General features: G+C 65.8%; 18 protein-coding genes and 1 pseudogene. 8 read left to right on the top strand and 11 right to left on the bottom strand.

Translation table 11 applies throughout. The features are described 5' to 3' along the window. Positions 1-1,401 (top strand): NAD(P)(+) transhydrogenase (Re/Si-specific) subunit beta, encoded by a 1,401-nt coding sequence (locus ACVCNR_RS13585; RefSeq protein ID WP_447074990.1) that lies wholly within the window; start codon positions 1-3, stop codon positions 1,399-1,401. Between the two features lie 72 nt (positions 1,402-1,473). Here the strand turns inward: ACVCNR_RS13585 and epmA are convergent, their stop codons facing one another. Continuing rightward, the gene (epmA, locus tag ACVCNR_RS13580) at positions 1,474-2,529 is read right to left on the bottom strand and encodes an EF-P lysine aminoacylase EpmA (protein WP_447075156.1); all 1,056 of its coding nucleotides are present in this window, start codon (positions 2,527-2,529) and stop codon (positions 1,474-1,476) included. Positions 2,530-2,652: 123 nt separating this feature from the next. Between epmA and efp the strand changes: the two genes are divergently transcribed. The 3 genes from efp to ACVCNR_RS13565 all read left to right on the top strand — a co-directional run bounded on the left by efp (position 2,653) and on the right by ACVCNR_RS13565 (position 5,512). After that, positions 2,653-3,219 (top strand): elongation factor P, encoded by a 567-nt coding sequence (efp, locus tag ACVCNR_RS13575; RefSeq protein WP_354199892.1) that lies wholly within the window; start codon positions 2,653-2,655, stop codon positions 3,217-3,219. 39 nt (positions 3,220-3,258) lie between these two features. Continuing rightward, the gene (locus ACVCNR_RS13570) at positions 3,259-4,029 is read left to right on the top strand and encodes an ABC transporter substrate-binding protein (RefSeq protein ID WP_354199891.1); all 771 of its coding nucleotides are present in this window, start codon (positions 3,259-3,261) and stop codon (positions 4,027-4,029) included. 544 nt (positions 4,030-4,573) lie between these two features. Next, positions 4,574-5,512 (top strand): transposase, encoded by a 939-nt coding sequence (locus tag ACVCNR_RS13565; protein WP_447074103.1) that lies wholly within the window; start codon positions 4,574-4,576, stop codon positions 5,510-5,512. A gap of 144 nt (positions 5,513-5,656) precedes the next feature. Here ACVCNR_RS13565 and gyrB read toward each other — a convergent pair whose 3' ends face one another. Together gyrB and ACVCNR_RS13555 are read right to left on the bottom strand one after the other, a co-directional pair. Further along, complete coding sequence (gene gyrB / locus ACVCNR_RS13560; protein WP_447075155.1) at positions 5,657-8,134, bottom strand: DNA topoisomerase (ATP-hydrolyzing) subunit B; 2,478 nt, start codon at positions 8,132-8,134, stop codon at positions 5,657-5,659. 205 nt (positions 8,135-8,339) lie between these two features. Further along, positions 8,340-8,927 carry an NADPH-dependent FMN reductase gene (locus ACVCNR_RS13555; RefSeq protein ID WP_447075154.1) on the bottom strand — a complete coding sequence of 196 codons (588 nt, stop codon included), beginning with the start codon at positions 8,925-8,927 and terminating at the stop codon, positions 8,340-8,342. Between the two features lie 191 nt (positions 8,928-9,118). Between ACVCNR_RS13555 and ACVCNR_RS13550 the strand changes: the two genes are divergently transcribed. Continuing rightward, positions 9,119-10,498 carry a cytochrome P450 gene (locus tag ACVCNR_RS13550; RefSeq protein WP_447075153.1) on the top strand — a complete coding sequence of 460 codons (1,380 nt, stop codon included), beginning with the start codon at positions 9,119-9,121 and terminating at the stop codon, positions 10,496-10,498. Continuing rightward, positions 10,495-10,773 carry an acylphosphatase gene (locus ACVCNR_RS13545; RefSeq protein ID WP_447075152.1) on the top strand — a complete coding sequence of 93 codons (279 nt, stop codon included), beginning with the start codon at positions 10,495-10,497 and terminating at the stop codon, positions 10,771-10,773. The genes ACVCNR_RS13550 and ACVCNR_RS13545 overlap by 4 nt, the downstream gene beginning before the upstream one ends. Positions 10,774-10,829: 56 nt before the next feature. Here the strand turns inward: ACVCNR_RS13545 and ACVCNR_RS13540 are convergent, their stop codons facing one another. Both ACVCNR_RS13540 and rsmI read right to left on the bottom strand, forming a co-directional pair. Next, positions 10,830-11,201, bottom strand: a complete 372-nt coding sequence (locus ACVCNR_RS13540) for a YraN family protein (RefSeq protein ID WP_354199143.1) — start codon at positions 11,199-11,201, stop codon at positions 10,830-10,832. After that, positions 11,194-12,096, bottom strand: a complete 903-nt coding sequence (rsmI, locus tag ACVCNR_RS13535) for a 16S rRNA (cytidine(1402)-2'-O)-methyltransferase (RefSeq protein ID WP_447075151.1) — start codon at positions 12,094-12,096, stop codon at positions 11,194-11,196. The genes ACVCNR_RS13540 and rsmI overlap by 8 nt, the downstream gene beginning before the upstream one ends. A 98-nt stretch (positions 12,097-12,194) precedes the next feature. Here rsmI and ACVCNR_RS13530 point away from each other — a divergent pair, with 98 nt between their 5' ends. Then, positions 12,195-12,659 carry a GNAT family N-acetyltransferase gene (locus tag ACVCNR_RS13530; protein ID WP_447075150.1) on the top strand — a complete coding sequence of 155 codons (465 nt, stop codon included), beginning with the start codon at positions 12,195-12,197 and terminating at the stop codon, positions 12,657-12,659. Positions 12,660-12,671: 12 nt separating this feature from the next. On the opposite strand, the pseudogene ACVCNR_RS13525 reads toward ACVCNR_RS13530, so the two are convergent. The 5 genes and pseudogenes from ACVCNR_RS13525 to rph all read right to left on the bottom strand — a co-directional run bounded on the left by ACVCNR_RS13525 (position 12,672) and on the right by rph (position 16,370). Beyond that, positions 12,672-13,122, bottom strand: a pseudogene (locus tag ACVCNR_RS13525) (EamA family transporter). Between the two features lie 46 nt (positions 13,123-13,168). Beyond that, positions 13,169-14,326 (bottom strand): radical SAM family heme chaperone HemW, encoded by a 1,158-nt coding sequence (hemW, locus tag ACVCNR_RS13520; RefSeq protein WP_447075149.1) that lies wholly within the window; start codon positions 14,324-14,326, stop codon positions 13,169-13,171. 250 nt (positions 14,327-14,576) lie between these two features. Continuing rightward, positions 14,577-15,230 (bottom strand): RdgB/HAM1 family non-canonical purine NTP pyrophosphatase, encoded by a 654-nt coding sequence (rdgB, locus tag ACVCNR_RS13515; protein ID WP_447075148.1) that lies wholly within the window; start codon positions 15,228-15,230, stop codon positions 14,577-14,579. After that, positions 15,230-15,640: a VOC family protein gene (locus ACVCNR_RS13510; protein ID WP_354199154.1), complete on the bottom strand. Its 411-nt coding sequence runs from the start codon at positions 15,638-15,640 to the stop codon at positions 15,230-15,232. The genes rdgB and ACVCNR_RS13510 overlap by 1 nt, the downstream gene beginning before the upstream one ends. 13 nt (positions 15,641-15,653) lie before the next feature. Next, positions 15,654-16,370 (bottom strand): ribonuclease PH, encoded by a 717-nt coding sequence (rph, locus tag ACVCNR_RS13505; protein ID WP_354199156.1) that lies wholly within the window; start codon positions 16,368-16,370, stop codon positions 15,654-15,656. Positions 16,371-16,495: 125 nt separating this feature from the next. Here rph and hrcA point away from each other — a divergent pair, with 125 nt between their 5' ends. Continuing rightward, positions 16,496-17,587 (top strand): heat-inducible transcriptional repressor HrcA, encoded by a 1,092-nt coding sequence (hrcA, locus tag ACVCNR_RS13500; RefSeq protein WP_354199158.1) that lies wholly within the window; start codon positions 16,496-16,498, stop codon positions 17,585-17,587. 21 nt (positions 17,588-17,608) lie between these two features. Here the strand turns inward: hrcA and ACVCNR_RS13495 are convergent, their stop codons facing one another. Next, positions 17,609-18,382, bottom strand: coding sequence for an N-acyl amino acid synthase FeeM domain-containing protein (locus ACVCNR_RS13495; protein ID WP_354199160.1), 774 nt, complete (start codon positions 18,380-18,382; stop codon positions 17,609-17,611). Positions 18,383-18,517 lie beyond the last annotated feature (135 nt).

The raw sequence follows: 18,517 nt of genomic DNA, 5'->3' as shown, positions 1-18,517 counted from the left end.
GTGTCGGTAAACCTCGCTTCCTTCCTCTACCTCGTCTCCGGCATCCTGTTCATCCTGGCGCTGAGGGGCCTGTCGCATCCCACCACCAGCCGCCAGGGCAACATCTACGGCATGGTGGGCATGGGCATCGCCATCCTCACCACGCTGGCGCTGGCCACGCCCTCGGCCGGCGGGCTGGTGCTGATCCTGATCGGCCTGGCCATCGGCGGCGGCGTCGGCGCGGTGGTGGCGCGGCGCATCGCCATGACCTCGATGCCGCAGCTGGTCGCCGCCTTCCACTCGCTCGTCGGCCTTGCCGCGGTCATGGTGGCGGCCGCCGCCATCCATGCGCCCGAAAGCTTCGGCATCGGCACCATCGGCGCCATCCACGGCCAGGCGCTGGTCGAGATGAGCCTCGGCGTGGCCATCGGCGCCATCACCTTCACCGGCTCGGTCATCGCCTTCCTGAAGCTCGACGGGCGCATGTCGGGCAAGCCGATCATGCTGCCGGGGCGCCATCTCCTCAACATCGTGCTGGGCATTGCCCTGGTGGTGCTGATCGTCATGCTGGTCGCCACCCAGTCGACCACCGTGTTCTGGCTGATCGTGGCGCTGTCGCTCGTCCTGGGCGTGCTCCTGATCATCCCGATCGGCGGCGCCGACATGCCGGTGGTGGTGTCGATGCTCAACTCCTATTCGGGCTGGGCGGCCGCAGCGCTCGGCTTCACCCTCGGCAACCTGGCGCTGATCATCACCGGCGCTCTGGTTGGCTCGTCGGGCGCCATCCTGTCCTACATCATGTGCAAGGGCATGAACCGCTCCTTCATCTCGGTCATCCTCGGCGGCTTCGGCGGCGAGACGGCCGCCGCCGGCGCCGACGACGGCATCGAGCGCACCGTCAAGCAGGGCTCGGCCGACGATGCCGCCTACCTGATGATGAACGCCCAGAAGGTCATCATCGTGCCCGGCTACGGCATGGCGGTGGCCCAGGCCCAGCATGCCGTGCGCGAGATGGCCGACAAGCTCAAGGCCAACGGGGTGGAGGTCAAGTACGCCATCCACCCGGTCGCCGGCCGCATGCCCGGCCACATGAACGTGCTGCTGGCCGAGGCCAACGTGCCCTATGACGAGGTGTTCGAGCTCGAGGACATCAACTCCGAGTTCGCCCAGGCCGACGTCGCCTATGTCATCGGCGCCAACGACGTCACCAACCCCTCGGCCCGCGACGACAAGTCCTCGCCCATCTACGGCATGCCCATCCTCGACGTCGACAAGGCCCGCACCTGCCTGTTCGTCAAGCGATCCCTCGGCTCCGGATATGCCGGCATCGACAACACCCTGTTCTACAAGGACGGAACCATGATGCTCCTCGGCGACGCAAAGAAAATGACCGAGGAAATCGTAAAGGCTATGGATCACTGAGGCCCACAGCCCGCCCGAATGCAAACGGCCCGGAAGCAATCCGGGCCGTTTTCGTTTTTCATCCCTGTCGCATCAGCTCCAGCGCCCGGCCACCGGCGTCCAGATCACGTCCTCGATGCGGTTGGCGCCCGCCGCCAGCATCACCAGACGGTCGAAACCCAGCGCGATGCCGCTGGCGTCCGGCATGATGGCGAGCGCGGCCAGAAACTCCTCGTCGATCGGATAGCGCTCGCCATAGATGCGCTCCTTCTCGTCCATGTCGGACTCGAAGCGCTTGCGCTGCTCGACCGGATCGGTCAGCTCGCCGAAGCCGTTGGCCAGTTCCACGCCGCAGCAATAAAGCTCGAAGCGCTCCGCCACGCGCCGATCGTGCGGGGCGGGACGGGCAAGGGCCGCCTCGACTATGGGGTATTCGCACAGCACCGTGGCGCGCCCCGGCCCCAGCTGCGGCTCGACGCACTCCACCATCACCCGGCTGTAAAGGTCGGACCATGTATCGTCCGGCGCGGTGCGCAGCCCGGCCTGCACCAGCGCCGCATGCAGCGCGTCGCGGTCGGTGCCGCCGTCTTCCGCCACCGTCGCCAGAAGGTCGATGCCGGCATGGCGCTGGAACGCCTCGGCCACCGTGACGCGCTCCGGCTTCAGATAGGGATCGGCTTCGCGGCCGCGGAAGGAAAATGTCCGCACCCCTGCCCGGTCGGCCGCCAGCGCCAGCAATGCCGCGCAATCGGCCATCAGGTTCTCATAGGCCTCGCCGACCCGATACCATTCGAGCATGGTGAATTCGGGATGGTGCAAGGCCGAGCGCTCGCGGTTGCGATAAACGGGGCCGAGCGAAAAGATACGCCGCTCCCCGGCCGCCAGAAGCTTCTTGCAGGCGAATTCGGGCGAGGTGTGGAGATAAAACGGCTGGGTGGAGCCGTCCGGCCTGATTTCGGCCGTCGCGAATGCCGACAGATGCGTCTCGTTGCCCGGCGAGACCTGCAACGCGGCGGCGTCGACCTCGATGAAATCCTGGGCGGTGAAAAAGCCGCGGAACGCGGCGGCGATGCGATTGCGCAGCAACAGGCGCGGGCGGCGGTCGGCATGGACGTGCGGCGTCCACCAGGGCGAGGCTTCGAGGGTCATTTCGGGATCGTCTTCGAACTGATGTTTTTGAACCGGCTGGCGATTGGCGCACTTATAGGGTAAAGCGCCCACTATGGCTGCCACAGCCGTTTGGCCGCAACACGATTTTCAGGAAACAGACTTGTGAAGGTAATTGCCAGTTCCCTCCGTAAAGGCAACGTCGTCGAAAAGGACGGCAAGCTCTACGTGATCCTTTCCGCCGAGAACATCCACCCCGGCAAGGGCACGCCCGTCACCCAGCTCGACATGCGCCGCATTTCCGACGGCGTGAAGGTCTCCGAGCGCTACCGCACCACCGAGCAGGTCGAGCGCGCGCACGTCGAGGACCGCGAGCACACCTTCCTCTACGCGGATGGCGAAGGCTTCCACTTCATGAACCCGGAGAGCTACGATCAGATCGCGGTGTCCGAGGACGTGGTGGGCGACAGCGCGCCCTATCTGCAGGAAGGCATGTCGGTGACGCTTTCCGTGCACGAGGGCGTCGGCATCGCACTGGAACTGCCGCAGCGCGCCATCTACGAGGTGGTGGAGACCGAGCCGACCACCAAGGGCCAGACCGCATCCTCGTCCTACAAGCCGGCGGTCCTGTCCAACGGCGTCAAGACGACCGTGCCGCCGCACATCGCCGTCGGCACCCGTATCGTGGTGATGACCGCCGACGGTTCCTACGTGGAACGCGCCAAGGACTGAACCGGCGCCGCCAGCGCCCCAGGGCACAGATCACGACCAATGAAGACCGCGCTTTTCGCCGTCCTTGCCCTCCTGCTCGCGGGAGGCGCGGCGCGCGCGGACGACCCGCCGCCGCTGCGCATGGGCGTGGAGGGCGCCTATCCGCCGTTCAACGCAGTGGGGCCTGACGGCAAGGTGCACGGCTTTGACGTCGATTTCGGCGAAGAGCTGTGCAAGCGCCTGCAACGGCGCTGCGAATGGATGGTCGTGCAGTGGGACGGGCTGATCCCTGCCTTGCAGGCCGGCAAGTTCGACGTGCTGATGTCGTCGGTGACCATGACGCCCGAGCGCCACCAGCAGGTGCGGTTCTCCAAGCCCTATTATTTCTCCTACGGCATGCTGATCGCGCCCAAGGGCAGCGGGCTGGCGTTCACGCCGCAGGGGCTGGAAGGCCGGGCGATCGGCGTGCAGGCCGCCACCACCCATGAGCATTGGCTGCGCGAGCGCTTCGGCACCGCCATCGCACTCCATGCCTATCCGTCGAGCGACGACATGTTCCTCGATTTCCAGAACGGACGGCTGGATGCGGTGTTTGCCGAATCGGTCGCCATGTTTCCGTGGATGGAACGGAACGGCGGGGTCGGTGCCTATGAGCAGATCGGCCCGAACATCACCGATCCGGCGCTCGGCACCGAAATGGGCATCGCCGTCTCCAAGGACAACGAAACGCTCGGGCAAGCCATCGACAAGGCGCTCGATGCCATCGTCGCCGATGGCACCTTCCGGGCGATCGAAAGCAAATATTTCAAGACGCCGCTGTTGCGGCCGTAGGGGACCGCACCCCTCATCCGACCTCGCTGCGCTCGGCCACCTTCTCCCGCAAGGGGAGAAGGGAAGCCATCACGGCTGCTTGCGAAAATCTTCCAGCCCCTGTGCCAAACACCAATGTCGGTGAGTGGCGAGAAGGTTAACCCTTCTCCTCTTGCGGGAGAAGGTGGCCGAGCACAGCGAGGTCGGATGAGGGGTTCATCTCGGCTCACCCCCTCAGGCATCATTCCGAAACGCCTCTCGCGATGAACCGGCTGACAAGGTGAGTCACTGTCGCAAGGTTCCGGAATGGATCCCGGACATGTCGTCAGGCTGCGCCTGCCGGCATTCCGGGATTGTTTGATCGATATCGGGTAGGTTGAGCAGCGAGGCTGCGGGCCTGCAAACCCGCAGCCTCGGCGGCAGGCGACCGGTTCCGGGATCGGGCCGACACCCGACGTCATCAAGGTCTCTGCCGCCTTTGCACCCCCGCTTGGAGAGTTGATCGGGCCTCTGGCACACCACCACGCCCGCAAACAATCCGAAGCCTGCAAAGGATAGCACCGTCATGACCTTCCTGCACCATGCGCCCGTCCGCTGCCTCGGTGTCGATGTCGCCAGGGACCGGCTGGCCGTCGATGACGGCATCACGGCTGCGACTGTCGCCAACAGCCGCGCAGCCATCCGCTCGCTGCTCAGGACCAGCCGCCCCGATCTCGTCGTGTGCGAACCGACGGGCGGCTACGAGTTGCTGCTCCTGGAAGAGTGCCTGAGGGCCGGCATCGCCTGCCACCGCGCCGACACGCTCAGGCTCAAGGCCTTCATCCGCTCCTTCGGAACGCTGGGCAAAAGCGACGCCATCGACGCCGCGCAGATGGCCGCCTATGGACGCGAGCGCTGGACGAAGCTGCCCTTGTGGCAGGCGCCCGACGCCGACGAGAAGCAGATGCAGGCCCTCGTGCGCCGAAGGGCCGACCTGGTCGCATTCAAGGTTGCCGAGCAGAACCGGTCACGGGCACCCGGTGCCAGGGCGATGGCCGCCTCGTTTCGGGCCATGCTCGCAACAATCACCCGGCAGATCGCGGCGCTCGAGCGGGCGATCGCCGCGCTGGTGGCGCAAAACGCGGGCCTGCGCCACCGCGTCGCCATCTGCACCGGCATGAACGGCATCGGCACGGTCAGCGCCGTGACGATCCTCGCCCTGATGCCCGAGCTCGGCCATCTCCAGCGCCGACAGGCCGCAGCGCTGGCCGGCACCGCCCCGCACCCCAACGAGAGCGGCACAGCAAGGGGCCGGCGACGCCAGCGCGGCGGCAGACCGCAGGTCAGGACCGCACTCTTCATGCCGGCCTTGCGCGCCGCTGCCGGACAAGGCGAGTTCGCCGCCTTCTACGCGCCCCTCATCGCCAACGGAAAACCACCGATCCTCGCAATCGCAGCGACCATGCGAAAGATCATCATAACCCTCAACGCAAGGCTCAGAGACAATCAAAACCATCAGAGTTGATGACGACGACGAGATAAGCGGAACGCGTCTACACGAGCGAGGTGGATGAAGATTGGGACGAGCGAGGTGGATGACGGTTGGGTGTAAAAAAAAACCGCGCAGGCAATTGCTGCCCGCGCGGTCGCTCAGACACCTAATTGGCCATCAGATATCCAGATTGGCGACGCTCAGCGCGTTCTCCTGGATGAACTCGCGGCGCGGTTCCACCTCGTCGCCCATCAGGCGCGCGAACAGCTCGTCGGCGCCGGAGGCGTCGTTGACCTTGACCTGCAGAAGCGAACGCGCATTGGGGTCCAGCGTGGTTTCCCAGAGCTGTTCGGCGTTCATCTCGCCAAGGCCCTTGTAGCGCTGCATGGTCAGCCCCTTGCGGCCAATGGCGAAGACGGCGTCGAGCAGGGCCAGCGGCCCGGAGAGCGTCTGGCTGCCTTCCTTGCGGCGCAGCACCGGCTGCCGGGCGTAGACCTCGCCAAGGCGCGGCGCAAGGCGGTCGAGCTGGCGTGCGTCGGCCGAGTTGATCAGCGCCATGTCGAGATGCACCGCCTCGCGCACGCCGCGCACGGTGCGCTCGAACAGGTAGCCGCCCGGCCCCTCGTTGGAGCGCGAGGTCGAGCCCTTCCAGCCACGTTCGGTTTCTTCCGAGATCAGGCCCAGCCGCTCGGCGATCCGCTCGGCCATGGCATTGGCCTTGCCGAGATCGTCGAAGACCCCCGGATTGAGGCCGCCGGCGATGGTCGCCTGCTCGACCACGGCATGGCTGTAGCGCGTGTGCAGCCCGTTCAGGAGGTGGCGCACGGCCAGCGCGTCGTCCACCGCCGCGCGCAGGTCCTGCCCGGCGCGCACCTCGCCCGAACCCAGCGTCAGGGACGCGTCTTCGAGGCCGGTGCCGATGAGATAGTCCTCGAAGGCCGCCTCGTCCTTGAGATATTGCGAGCTCTTGCCGCGCGTCACCTTATAGAGCGGCGGCTGGGCGATGTAGAGGTGGCCGCGCTCGATCAGTTCCGGCATCTGGCGGAAGAAGAAGGTGAGCAGCAGCGTGCGGATATGGGCGCCGTCGACGTCGGCGTCCGTCATGATGATGATCTTGTGGTAGCGCAGCTTGTCCGGGTTGAACTCGTCCTTGCCGATCGAGGTGCCGAGCGCCGTGATCAGCGTGCCGATCATATCGGACGACAGCATGCGGTCGAAGCGGGCACGCTCGACGTTGAGAATCTTGCCGCGCAGCGGCAGGATCGCCTGGTTCTTGCGCTCGCGCCCGCCCTTGGCGGAGCCGCCGGCCGAGTCACCCTCGACGATGAACAGTTCGGACTTGGCCGGGTCGCGCTCCTGGCAGTCGGCCAGCTTGCCGGGCAAGGAGGTGATGTCGAGCACCCCCTTGCGGCGGGTCAGCTCGCGCGCCTTGCGCGCGGCCTCGCGCGCGGCGGCGGCCTCGACCACCTTGCCGACCAGCGTCTTGGCCTCGGACGGATGCTCCTCCAGCCAGGTGCCGAGCGCCTCGTTGACGAGGCTTTCGACCACCGGGCGCACCTCGGAGGACACCAGCTTGTCCTTGGTCTGCGAGGAGAATTTCGGGTCCGGCACCTTCACAGAAAGTACGGCCGTCAGCCCCTCGCGGCAATCGTCGCCGGTCAGCGATACCTTTTCCTTCTTGGAAATGCCGGAGGTTTCGGCATAGCCGGTGACCTGGCGCGTCAGTGCCCCACGGAAGCCGGCCAGATGGGTGCCGCCGTCACGCTGGGGAATGTTGTTGGTAAAGGCCAGCACGTTCTCGTGGTAGCTGTCGTTCCACCACATGGCCACCTCGACGCCGATGCCGTCACGCTCGGCGCGGATGGCGATCGGCTTGTCGATCAGCGGCTTCTTGGCCCGGTCGAGATACTTCACGAACTCTTCCAGCCCGCCCTCGTAATGCAGTTCCTGCTGCTTCACGTCGGCATGGCGGTTGTCGGTCAGGATGATGCGCACGCCGGAATTGAGGAAGGCCAGCTCGCGCAGCCTGTGCTCCAGCGTGCCATAGTCGAATTCGGTGACGCCCTTGAAGGTATCCGGCGACGGCAGGAAGGTGACGGCGGTGCCGCTGCGTCCCTCATAGGTGCCGGGCTGGTTGGCGGATTCATAATCACCGACCACGGCCAGCGGCGCGTCCACCGTGCCGTGCGTGAAACTCACCTCATGGACCTTGCCGTTGCGACGGATGCGCAGCTTCAGCCACACCGACAGCGCGTTGACCACCGACACGCCCACGCCGTGCAGGCCGCCGGAAACCTTGTAGGAATTCTGGTCGAACTTTCCGCCCGCATGAAGCTGGGTCATGATCACTTCGGCCGCCGACACGCCTTCGGTCGGGTGCAGGTCGGTGGGAATGCCGCGTCCGTTGTCGGCCACGGTGCATGAACCATCGGCATTCAGCGTGACCGAAACGAGATCGGCATGGCCGGCCAGCGCCTCGTCGATGGCGTTGTCCACCACCTCGTAGACCATGTGGTGCAGACCCGAACCGTCGTCGGTGTCGCCGATATACATGCCCGGCCGCTTGCGCACGGCATCCAACCCCTTCAAAACCTTGATGGAATCCGCACCGTACTCGGCCTGTGCGCCGGCCTGGTTCTCGGTCGTATCGCTCATGAAATACTTTCGTCTCTCTGTCGCGGGGGCGGGCGCATGAAACCGTCCCGAATCGAGCGCCCGCCGATCCACCAGATATAGGCGTTTCGGGCCATTTTTCCAAGTTTTCCAAGGAGTTTGCCACTGAAAAACGGCCCTGCCGGAGATCCTCCGGCAGGGCCGTTCAGCGGCCGTCGAAGCGGCCCCTTGCGCAACAGGAACGTGGTCAGGCCGCCGCGGCGGCCTTGGCCTGCGGACGAAGCGCCTTCAGGGCACCGGCCCAGCGGTCCAGTTCGTCCAGCATGGTCTTGGCGCCGGCGGTGATGAGATCGTTCGGCTTGAACTCGCCGTCGACCAGAAGCTGCGGGTAGTTCGGCACCGGCACGCCTTCGGGGATCGGCACAACCTTGACCGTGTTGAGCAGCGGCTTGGCCGATTCCACGGCGCGCAGGCCGCCGGAAACCCCGCCATAGGAGAGGAAGCCGGCCGGCTTGTAGTTCCATTCCGTCGACAGGTAGGTGATGGCGTTCACCAGCGGCGCGGGGATGAAGTAGTTGTATTCCGGCGTCACGAAGACGAAGGCATCGCCCTCGGCGATGACCTGCGACCAGCGCCTGGTGTGGGCGTTCTCGTACTGGCCGAGGCGCGGGTGCTTCGGCTCGTCGAACAGCGGCAGGTCGAATTCGGCGATATCGACCAGCACCGGCTCGAACTTGCCGTGCTCGCGGGTGAAGTCGGCGAACCACTTGGCGAAGATCGGACCGACGCGGCCGGGCCGGGTGCTGCCGACGATGATGTTCAGTTTCTGTGTCAATGTAGGATTCCCTTGATCTCGGTCACTAAAAGTGACTGGCCCCAAATGGGCCTTCCCCCGGCGATCGGCAAGAGAAGATTTTTCCTGACCGGCGGGATGTCGGGGGTGACAGTGCGTTCACGATTCATGAACGCCGCCTGCCATCCGCCCCGGCGGTGGACGCTGGCGCACCCCTCGCCTACATATCTGCAATGGCCACCATCGTCGAAGCCGCCCCTGCCCCGTTCGTGCCGCCGGCGCCGAAGCCGCGCAGCAGCCCGCCCTCGACGCTGGAGATGATGCGCATCGTCTACCGCAACCCGCTCGAACTGTGGGGCGAGCCCTCCTACAACGAGCCGTGGATCTCGATCAGCGGCATCGGCGGGCCGCTGGTCATCGCCAACGACCCCGGCCTCATCCGCCATGTGCTGGTGGACAACGCGAAGAACTACAAGATGGCCACCGTGCGCCAGATGGTGCTGCGGCCGATCCTGCGCGACGGACTGCTGACCGCCGAGGGTGCGGTGTGGAAGCGGTCGCGCAAGGCCATGGCGCCGGTGTTCACGCCGCGCCACATATTCGGCTTCGCCGCGCCCATGCTTGCCTGCACGAATGCCTTCGTGGAGCGCTACGAAGATGGACGCGTCTCCGACATCGCTAACGATATGACGATGCTGACCTACGAGATTCTGGCCGAGACGCTGTTCTCCGGCGAGATCGCCGGCGAGCCGGGCAGTTTCGCGCAGCAGATCGACCATCTGTTCGAGACGATGGGCCGGGTCGATCCGCTCGACCTGCTGCGCGCGCCGGACTGGCTGCCGCGCCTCACCCGCATACGGGGCCGCCGCACCATGGCCTATTTCCGCCAGATCGTAGCCGACACCATGGCCATGCGCCGCGCGCGGATGGACCGCGAGGGCGACAAGGTGCCGAACGACTTCCTCACCCTTCTCTTGCGTGCCGAAGGGCCGGACGGGCTGACCCGCGCCGAGATCGAGGACAACATCATCACCTTCATCGGCGCCGGCCACGAGACGACCGCACGGGCGCTCGGCTGGACGGTCTACTGCCTGGCCGAAGCGCCGTGGGAGCGCGAGCGGATCGAGCAGGAGATCGACGCGGTTCTGGCGCGGGAGCCCGACCCGGTGAAGTGGCTGGACGCGATGCCGCTGACGCGCGCCGCCTTCGAGGAAGCGCTGCGGCTCTATCCGCCGGCGCCCTCCATCAACCGCGAACCGGTCGAGACGGATCATTACAAGGACCTCGAACTGCGCAAAGGGGCGCAGGTGCTGGTGATGCCGTGGACGGTGCATCGCCACCGCAAGCTGTGGGAGGCGCCGGACGCCTTCCTGCCGGAGCGCTTCCACCCCGAAAACCGCGACCGCATCGACCGCTACCAGTACCTGCCGTTCGGCGCAGGGCCGCGCGTATGCATCGGCGCCAGCTTCGCCATGCAGGAGGCGATCATCGCGCTGGCCGTCATGCTGTCGCGCTTCCGTTTCGAAACCGTCAGCGAAACCAGGCCGTGGCCGGTGCAGAAGCTGACCACGCAGCCGCAGGGAGGCCTGCCGATGCGGGTGAGCCGCCGATGAGCACCCGCACCGTCATGGTGCGCATCAGGGGCCGGGTGCAGGGCGTCGGCTTTCGCTACTGGACGCAGGACGAGGCCGAGCGGTTGGGCCTTGCCGGCTGGGTGCGCAACGAGCCGGGCGGTTCGGTCAAGGCGCTGCTGAGCGGCGCGGACGAGGCGGTCGCGGAAATGCTGGAACGACTGCGTGAAGGACCTCGGGGCGCGGTGGTCAGCGAGGTCGAGATGCTGCCGCCGGGCGTTCAGGACGTGCCGGCCGATTTTCGCATCCTGCGCTGAGGACCCCTCATCCGACCTCTCTTCGTGAGGTCGGATGAGGGGTCCTCGCCAAAGAGCTATCGTCCATAGAACACGTTCTCCACATGCACCGGCCAGCGCCAGGGCAGCACGGCCACCATGTCGAAGCGCACGGAAAACCGGCCAAAGTCCGGCTGGCGCGACAGCCAGATGTCGGCGGCGGCTTCGATGCGGCGTTCGGACTGGCGCGCAATGGCCTCCATCGCCTCGACCAGCGAGCGCCGCGCCTTGACCTCGACGATCAGCACCAGATCGCCGCGCCGGGCGATTAGGTCGATTTCGCCAAGCCGCGTGCGGTAGCGGCGGGCAAGGATGCGATAGCCCTTGGCCATCAGCGCCAGCGCAGCCAACCATTCGCTGTGGTGGCCGCGCCGATAGGCCTTGCGGCGCCGCGTCGAGGCATCAGCCACCGCTTTCCTCCTTCAGCGCGAGCAGCCTGCGGTAAAGCTCCTGCTTGGGCTGACCGGTCATGCGTGCCGCCTCGGCCGCAGCCTTCGATGCCGGCATCTCCGCCGCGAGACCAATGAGCAGCGCGTCGACATCGGCGGGGGCCGCCTCTTCCTCCACCGGAGGGCCGACGCAGATGACGACTTCACCCTTCGGCGTGTCGGCGGCGGCATAGTGCGCCGCCAGTTCCTGCAAGGAACCATGACGGGCCTCCTCGAAAGCCTTGGTCAATTCGCGGCATACGACCGCCGGGCGCGCACCGCCCAGCACTTCAGCCATCGCGGCAAGCGTCTCGGCCACGCGGCGCGGCGATTCGAAGAAGATCAGCGTGGCCGGCACCGCCTGCCACTGTTCCAGCCGGCTGCGCCGCTGGCCGGCCTTGACCGGCAGGAAGCCGGCGAACAGGAAGGCGTCCGAAGGCAGGCCGGAAACGGTGAGCGCGGCAAGCGCCGCCGAAGGCCCCGGCACGGGCACGACGCGCAGCCCGCGTTCAAGTGCCTCGCCGACCAGCCGGTAGCCGGGATCGGAAACCAGCGGCGTGCCGGCATCCGAGATCAGCGCGACGCTCCTGCCCTCCTCCAGCGCCGCGAGCAGCCGCGGCCCGGCATCAGTGGCGTTGTGCTCATGGTAGGCGGTGGTGCGGCGGCGGATACCGTAGCGCTCCAGCAGGACGCGCGACACGCGCGTGTCCTCGCAGGCCAGCACATCGGCGGCGGCCAGCGTTTCCAGCGCCCGTATGGTGATGTCGCCCAGATTGCCGATCGGCGTCGCCACCAGATAGAGCGCCGGCTCCAGCGGCCGCGCCGGAAATTCGGCCTGCCCGATCAGGAATGAGCGTCTGGAAGTTCCGGAATCCATGCCATGTCCTTTTTCAGAAGCACGGTTTGGCATGGCTTGCGTGCCTTGCAAAGCCCGTGCCACAAGCCGCCACAACCAAAGCCTGCGGAAAGACCTCCATGACAGCCTCCCTCCCCGTGATTTCCGATCTGCGCGATCGTCCGGAGTTTGCCGGCACGATTGCCGACCGTGTGTGGCAGGCATGGTGGCGTGAACAGGGCGTCGCCCTCGGTGAGATCGAGGCCATGGTGACGGAATGCATGGATGGACCGGACATCCCGCTTTCGCTGGTTGCCCATGAGGGCCCGGATTTTTACGGCTGTGCGCATCTGATCGCCAGCGATCTTGACGAGCGCCCGCAATACACGCCATGGGTCGCCGCCGTCTGGGTCGAGGAAAAGGCGCGCAAGAGCGGCCTTGGCACGAAGCTCGTGCTCGCCGCCGTCGAGCAGGGATTTTGGCGAGGGTCCGACACGGTCTATCTCTGCGCCGAGCCGCATCTCGCGCCTTTCTACGAAAAGATGGGATGGCGCTGCATCGAGGAAGGCGTCGAGGGGCTCACCGTCTTCTCGATCTCGCGCTGAGCGGCTTTTCGTCTAACGGTAAGCTACCAGCACCGCGCCAGCACCGATGAGAGTGACACCCAGCCAGTTCGCGGCCGACAGGCGCTCGCCCAGAAAGATCACGCCGAACACAGCCACCAGAACGACGCTCAGCTTGTCGATGGGCGCCACCTGCGCCACCTGCCCGAGCTTCAGGGCGCGGAAGTAGCACAGCCATGGACGCGCCGGTCGCCAGACCTGAAAGCACGAGAAATGTGTAGGTCTTGCCCGATATGGAGCCGAGCGGCTGCGCCTGCCCGGTCGCCATGACGATTGCGGCGATCACCAGCAGGATGACGGCGGTGCGGATCAGGGTGGCGAAGTCCGAATCGACATTTTACGCGCCCACCTTGGCGAAGATGGCCGTAAGCGCGGCAAAGGCAGCCGAAAGCAGCGCCCAGAACTGCCATGAGGAAAAGGAGAGATTCACGCCAAGCCCCGCCATGTTGTGGGCGGCCATACCGGCTCCGCCGCCAGCGAAAGAAAAGCCGTCAGCGAGCCAGTTCGGCCACCAGCGAGTTCAGCACGATCATGCCGGAGGGCGTGGCGCGCAGGCGCGAATTGCCGACCGGCGCGACCAGCCCTTCCTCCTGAAGAATTGACAATTGCCGCGCCGGCAGCGTGCGCCCTGACAAGGTTTCGAAACGGGAAAGGTCGATGCCCTCGACCAGACGCAGGCCCATCATCAGGAATTCGTCGGCTTCCTCATCGCGCGTCAGCCGCTCCCCGTCGACGATGCCGTGGCCCTGCCGTTCCACCAGTTCCGCCCATGTCTCCGGGTGCCGTTCGGCAATGGTGACGACGCGCGTGCCGTCTTCCACGAAACGGCCATGCGCGCCCGGGCCGATGCCGACATATTCGCCATAGCGCCAGTAGACCAGGTTGTGCCGGCTTTCCGCGCCGGGGCGGGCGTGGTTGGACACCTCATAGGCCGGCAGGCCGCGCGCGGCGGTCACTTCCTGCGTGAGCTGGTAAAGATCGGCGGCAAGGTCAGGCACCGGCATCTCGAACTTGCGGGCGGCATGGAGCTTGTGGAAGGCCGTGCCTTCCTCGATGGTCAACTGATAGAGGGACAGGTGGTCGGCGGCATGGCCGATCGCCTCGTTCAGTTCCGCCTCCCACGCTTCCGGTGTCTGGCTGGGGCGGGCATAGATCAGATCGAAGGACAGGCGCGGGAAGATTTCACGGGCCAGCCGGATGGCATGCAGCGCCTCCGAGACATCGTGCAGGCGGCCGAGAAAGCGCAAGTCGGCATCGTTGAGCGCCTGCACGCCTAAAGACACACGATTGACGCCGGCGGCGCGGTAGCCACGGAAGCGTTCGGCCTCCACCGAGGACGGATTGGCCTCCATCGTTATTTCGATGCCGGCCGGCACGCTCCAGTTGCGCGCCACCTCATCCAGGATCGCGCCGACCGTCGTGGGTTCCATCAGCGAAGGCGTGCCGCCGCCGATGAAGATCGACGTCACCTGGCGCGGCCCGGTGCGCGCCCGCATCGACGCCATTTCGGCGGCGAAGGCGCGCACGAAACGCTCTTGATCGACCTTCTGGTGGCGGACATGGCTGTTGAAGTCGCAATAGGGGCACTTGGCCGCGCAGAACGGCCAGTGGAGATAGACCCCGAAGCCGGGAGAGCGGTCGAGGGTCATATGTCCCCCGTCCCGCCGTCATCCCGGCCAGGCCCAAGCGGAAGCGAGTGTGCGAGCCGGGATCCATTCCGTAACGATCGAGATGGAGTTCCGGACGCCGAATCTACGGGAAATCGCCCGACAACCGGAATGGATCCCGGCTCGCGGTCGCTATCGCTCCCTTGGCCGGGATGACGGCAGGACGCCGTTTCAGCAGGCCCGGCACGGAAGGGGCTGGCGACAGCCATGACATGAGCCTTCGCAGGCACGGTCACTTTGCTCCCACCACTCCCAGCCGCGCCTCGGCGAATTTCTGGAAGGCGCGGGCGCGGTGCGAAAGTGCCTCGGTCGCGCCGGGCTTCCAGCCGTGCTTTTGCTCAGCCGTCATCTCACCAAAGGTCCTGTCATAGCCATCGGGCAGGAACACCGGGTCGTAGCCGAAGCCAAGCTCGCCGCGCGGCGGCCAGACGAGATGGCCTTCGACCTCGCCGCGATAATACTCCGCCTCTCCATCGGGAAAAGCCAGGCAGATCACGGCAACGAAGCGGCCGGTGCGCTGTTGCGGCTTCACGGCCCCCGCCTTCTGCATGGCCGTCTCTGCCTTTTCCATGGCCATGCCGAAATCGCGCGTGCCGTCCGGCTTCTCGGCCCAGTTGGCGGTATAGACGCCCGGATCGCCGTCCAGCGCATCGAGGCACAGGCCGGAATCGTCGGAAAGCGCCGGCAGGCCGGTGGCTTTGGCAGCCGCGAAGGCCTTGATATAGGCATTCTCCTCGAAGGTGGTGCCGGTCTCGTCCGGCTCCGGCAGGCCGAACTCGCGCGCCGACTTCGCCTCGAATCCGAACGGCCCCATCAGGTCCGCGAACTCGCGCAGCTTGCCTTCATTATGGCTGGCGACGACGATCTTCTTGTCCAAAGGATGCATTACAGGCCCCAGATGCGCGGTTCGGCGAATTCCAGCGAATTGCCGGAAGGATCGCGGATGTAGATCGAACGGCCGCCATTCGGCCACTCGAAATCGGCTTCGATTGCAACGCCCGCCGCTTCCAGCCGGCCCTTCCAGGCGACGATTTCCTCGGCGCTTGCCGAAAAGCACAGATGCCCCTCCCCGACCGTGCCGTGCGGCGGCACCGGCAGGCGCGCATCGGGGCGTGGCGGCTGCTTCGTCGCTTCGGCAACGAACAGCAACAGCACGCCCTGCCCGCAGCGGAAGAACAGGTGCCGCCCCTCGACCTTGACGATGCGCTCCAGCCCCAGCACGTCGCCGTAGAAGGTTTCGGCGGCGTCGAGATCGGTGACGTAGAGCGCGGATTCGAGGATGGCGGCTGGTTTCATGTCTCTTCCTGCGTCAAGCCACGGCCAGTTTCTGCAACTCCACCAGCCGGGCGATGCCCTGCCGCGCCAGCCCCATCAGCTCGTCGAACTGCGCCTCGGAAAACGGCTCGCCCTCGGCGGTGCCCTGGATCTCGACGATGCCGCCCTTGCCGGTCATGACGAAATTGGCGTCGGTGCCGGCCGAGGAGTCCTCCAGATAATCGAGGTCGATGACCGGCTCGCCGTCATGGATGCCGCAGGAAATGGCGGCGACGTGATCCTTCAGCACCCGCTGCACGCTCACCATCTGGCGGGCTTCCATCCAGCGCAGGCAATCATGCAGCGCGATCCATGCGCCGGTGATCGAGGCGGTGCGGGTGCCGCCGTCGGCCTGAAGCACGTCGCAATCCACCGTGATCTGCTGTTCGCCCAGCGCCTGCATATCGACCACGGCGCGCAGCGAGCGCCCGATCAGCCGCTGGATTTCCAGCGTACGGCCGCCCTGCTTGCCGCTGGACGCCTCGCGGCGCATGCGCTCGCCGGTCGAGCGCGGCAGCATGCCGTATTCCGCGGTCACCCACCCCTTGCCGGAATTGCGCATCCAGCCCGGCACCCGCTCTTCGAGGCTTGCCGTGCACAGCACATGCGTGTCGCCGAACTTGACCAAGCAGGAACCTTCGGCGTGCTTGGAAAAGCCGCGCTCGAAGGAGATGGCGCGCATTTCGTCGGGCTGGCGTTTGGAGGGGCGCATGTCTTGTCTCTCTGGTCTGTCCTGATTTTGCCCGGCTTGTAGCCCCCCACGGCGCGGTGTGCAAAGGAAAACGGGTTGCTTGCACTGGGGCGAGGCGCGTCTATATCCTTGGGCAGAGGTTCGCGATGACAAAGCACAGTTCCGCTCCCACACCGCCGGTTCCCGTTTCGCAATGGCAATCGCTGGATGCGCGTTCGCGCGACATCTTCCGGCGCATCGTCGATTCCTACCTGAGGGACGGCGAGCCGGTGGGCTCGCGCAGCCTGTCGCGCATCCTGCCCTCCTCGCTCTCGCCGGCGACGATCCGCAACGTGATGAGCGACCTGGAGCACCTCGGGCTGGTCTATGCGCCGCACGTCTCGGCCGGGCGCCTGCCGACGCAGGCGGGCCTGCGCTTCTTCGTCGATGCCTTCATGGAGATCGGCGACCTCGGCGACGAGGAGCGGCGCAGCATCGAGACGCAGATCAAGGCTTCCGGCAACGACACCTCGCTGGAACACATGCTGACCGAGGCCAGCCAGCTTCTGTCGGGCATGTCGCGCGGCGCCGGGCTGGTGCTGGCGGCCAAGAACGAGGCGTCGCTGAAACATATCGAATTCATCCAGCTCGAGCCGACCAAGGCGCTGGCCGTGCTGGTTTCGCAGAACGGCGACGTCGAGAACCGCATCATCGACCTGCCGGCCGGGGTCACCGTCTCGCAGCTCCACGAAGCCTCCAACTTCCTCAACGCCCACATACGCGGGCGGACGCTGGCCGAGGCACGGGCAGAAATCTCGCGCATCAAGGAGGAAACGCGCGCGGCACTGGATTCGCTGTCGCAGGAACTGGTGGAACAGGGGCTTGCCGTATGGGCCGGGGCCGAAAGCGGCCTGCCGGCGCGGCTGATCGTGCGCGGCCGGGCGAACCTGCTCGAGAACATCACCGCCCAGGCCGACATGGAGCTGTTGAAGAACCTGTTCGACGATCTGGAAACGCAGGACGGCCTGCTGCAACTGCTCGACCTTGCCGAGGAAGGCCCCGGCGTGCGCATCTTCATCGGCTCGGAGAACAAGCTGTTCTCGCTGTCGGGCTCGTCGCTGGTGGTGGCGCCTTACCGCGATGCGGAGGCGCGCGTGGTCGGCGCGCTCGGCGTCATCGGCCCGACCCGGCTCAACTATGCGCGCATCGTGCCGATGGTCGACTACACCGCCCAGCTCGTCTCGCGCATGCTGCGCTGAACCGGAGGCTGGCGAGGGGCGTCAAGCCGCGTCGCCCATATACCGGGCGCTCGGCAGTATGGTCAGAGGCTGCACGTCGCCGGCTCCGACCTTGGCGAACAGCAGGCGCCGCTCCCATTCCGTCGAGCGGAAGAAGGGAAAACGCGCATAGAAGCGCTCGCGGTTGGCCACGGCATTGGTGCGGAACAGCACGACCTTGTTGAACACGCCCGGATAGGCGCGCGGCTCGCTGATCTGCTCGGAATAGTAGATGCGGCGATAAAAGCCGGCATGGTCCTCGCGCACCGTCGAAAGCCCGTATGGCGCGTTGAAATAGATGCAGGCCATGCCCGCCAGCCGCAGCGTCACATAGAGCAGGTGCGGATAGACGCGGGTCCACTCGGGGTCCGAGGCGAAGCGGCTCATGCACACGAAGGTGTCGCCGGCTTCCAGCATCGGATAGACGATGTCGCCGAACGCCTGCACCGAGGGCGACATGGGCGTTTCCAGCGTGACGTGGTGGATGCGCATGGTGGATACCAGGGTCTGGTCCACATAGACGCCGAAGCGATAGACGTTCGGCACCTCGTCCAGCGCGTCGCTGATGACATGGTTCTCGGCATCCGGCACCATGTCGTTGAACCGGTAGGCCTTGTAGCGCAACCGGTAGATGTCCTCGAGGTCCTCGCCCTTGTCGCAGCGGCGGTACTCGGAACGGTCGAGCAGTTCGAACACCTTGCTCGCAAAGCTCGAGCCGGACAGGCCGGACCGTGCCGGTTCGGTTTCCGCATCCAGCTTCAATTGCCGAGTTGCCATCGGCTTACCCTCTATTCCGCCGCCGCTAATCAAGGGTAAGCGTTGGATCAGTTAAGTAAAGTTTTAATTAAAGAAATCCAGCTTCACTCAAAATTAACCTTAACAAATCGCTTTTTTCATCCGGAGGGTGCACGC

This window comes from Aquamicrobium terrae, from assembly GCF_052978165.1.
This window is presented reverse-complemented; position numbering and strand designations above follow the sequence as displayed.

What these genes read in the sequence shown, in the direction of transcription:
- ACVCNR_RS13550 (WP_447075153.1), top strand. Translation starts at nt 9,119, where the DNA reads ATGGCCACCATCGTCGAAGCCGCCCCTGCCCCGTTCGTGCCGCCGGCG.
- rdgB (WP_447075148.1), bottom strand. Translation starts at nt 15,230, where the DNA reads ATGCATCCTTTGGACAAGAAGATCGTCGTCGCCAGCCATAATGAAGGC.
- ACVCNR_RS13545 (WP_447075152.1), top strand. Translation starts at nt 10,495, where the DNA reads ATGAGCACCCGCACCGTCATGGTGCGCATCAGGGGCCGGGTGCAGGGC.
- hemW (WP_447075149.1), bottom strand. Translation starts at nt 14,326, where the DNA reads ATGACCCTCGACCGCTCTCCCGGCTTCGGGGTCTATCTCCACTGGCCG.
- gyrB (WP_447075155.1), bottom strand. Translation starts at nt 8,134, where the DNA reads ATGAGCGATACGACCGAGAACCAGGCCGGCGCACAGGCCGAGTACGGT.
- ACVCNR_RS13510 (WP_354199154.1), bottom strand. Translation starts at nt 15,640, where the DNA reads ATGAAACCAGCCGCCATCCTCGAATCCGCGCTCTACGTCACCGATCTC.
- hrcA (WP_354199158.1), top strand. Translation starts at nt 16,496, where the DNA reads ATGACAAAGCACAGTTCCGCTCCCACACCGCCGGTTCCCGTTTCGCAA.
- rsmI (WP_447075151.1), bottom strand. Translation starts at nt 12,096, where the DNA reads ATGGATTCCGGAACTTCCAGACGCTCATTCCTGATCGGGCAGGCCGAA.
- epmA (WP_447075156.1), bottom strand. Translation starts at nt 2,529, where the DNA reads ATGACCCTCGAAGCCTCGCCCTGGTGGACGCCGCACGTCCATGCCGAC.
- ACVCNR_RS13530 (WP_447075150.1), top strand. Translation starts at nt 12,195, where the DNA reads ATGACAGCCTCCCTCCCCGTGATTTCCGATCTGCGCGATCGTCCGGAG.
- ACVCNR_RS13495 (WP_354199160.1), bottom strand. Translation starts at nt 18,382, where the DNA reads ATGGCAACTCGGCAATTGAAGCTGGATGCGGAAACCGAACCGGCACGG.
- ACVCNR_RS13570 (WP_354199891.1), top strand. Translation starts at nt 3,259, where the DNA reads ATGAAGACCGCGCTTTTCGCCGTCCTTGCCCTCCTGCTCGCGGGAGGC.
- rph (WP_354199156.1), bottom strand. Translation starts at nt 16,370, where the DNA reads ATGCGCCCCTCCAAACGCCAGCCCGACGAAATGCGCGCCATCTCCTTC.
- ACVCNR_RS13565 (WP_447074103.1), top strand. Translation starts at nt 4,574, where the DNA reads ATGACCTTCCTGCACCATGCGCCCGTCCGCTGCCTCGGTGTCGATGTC.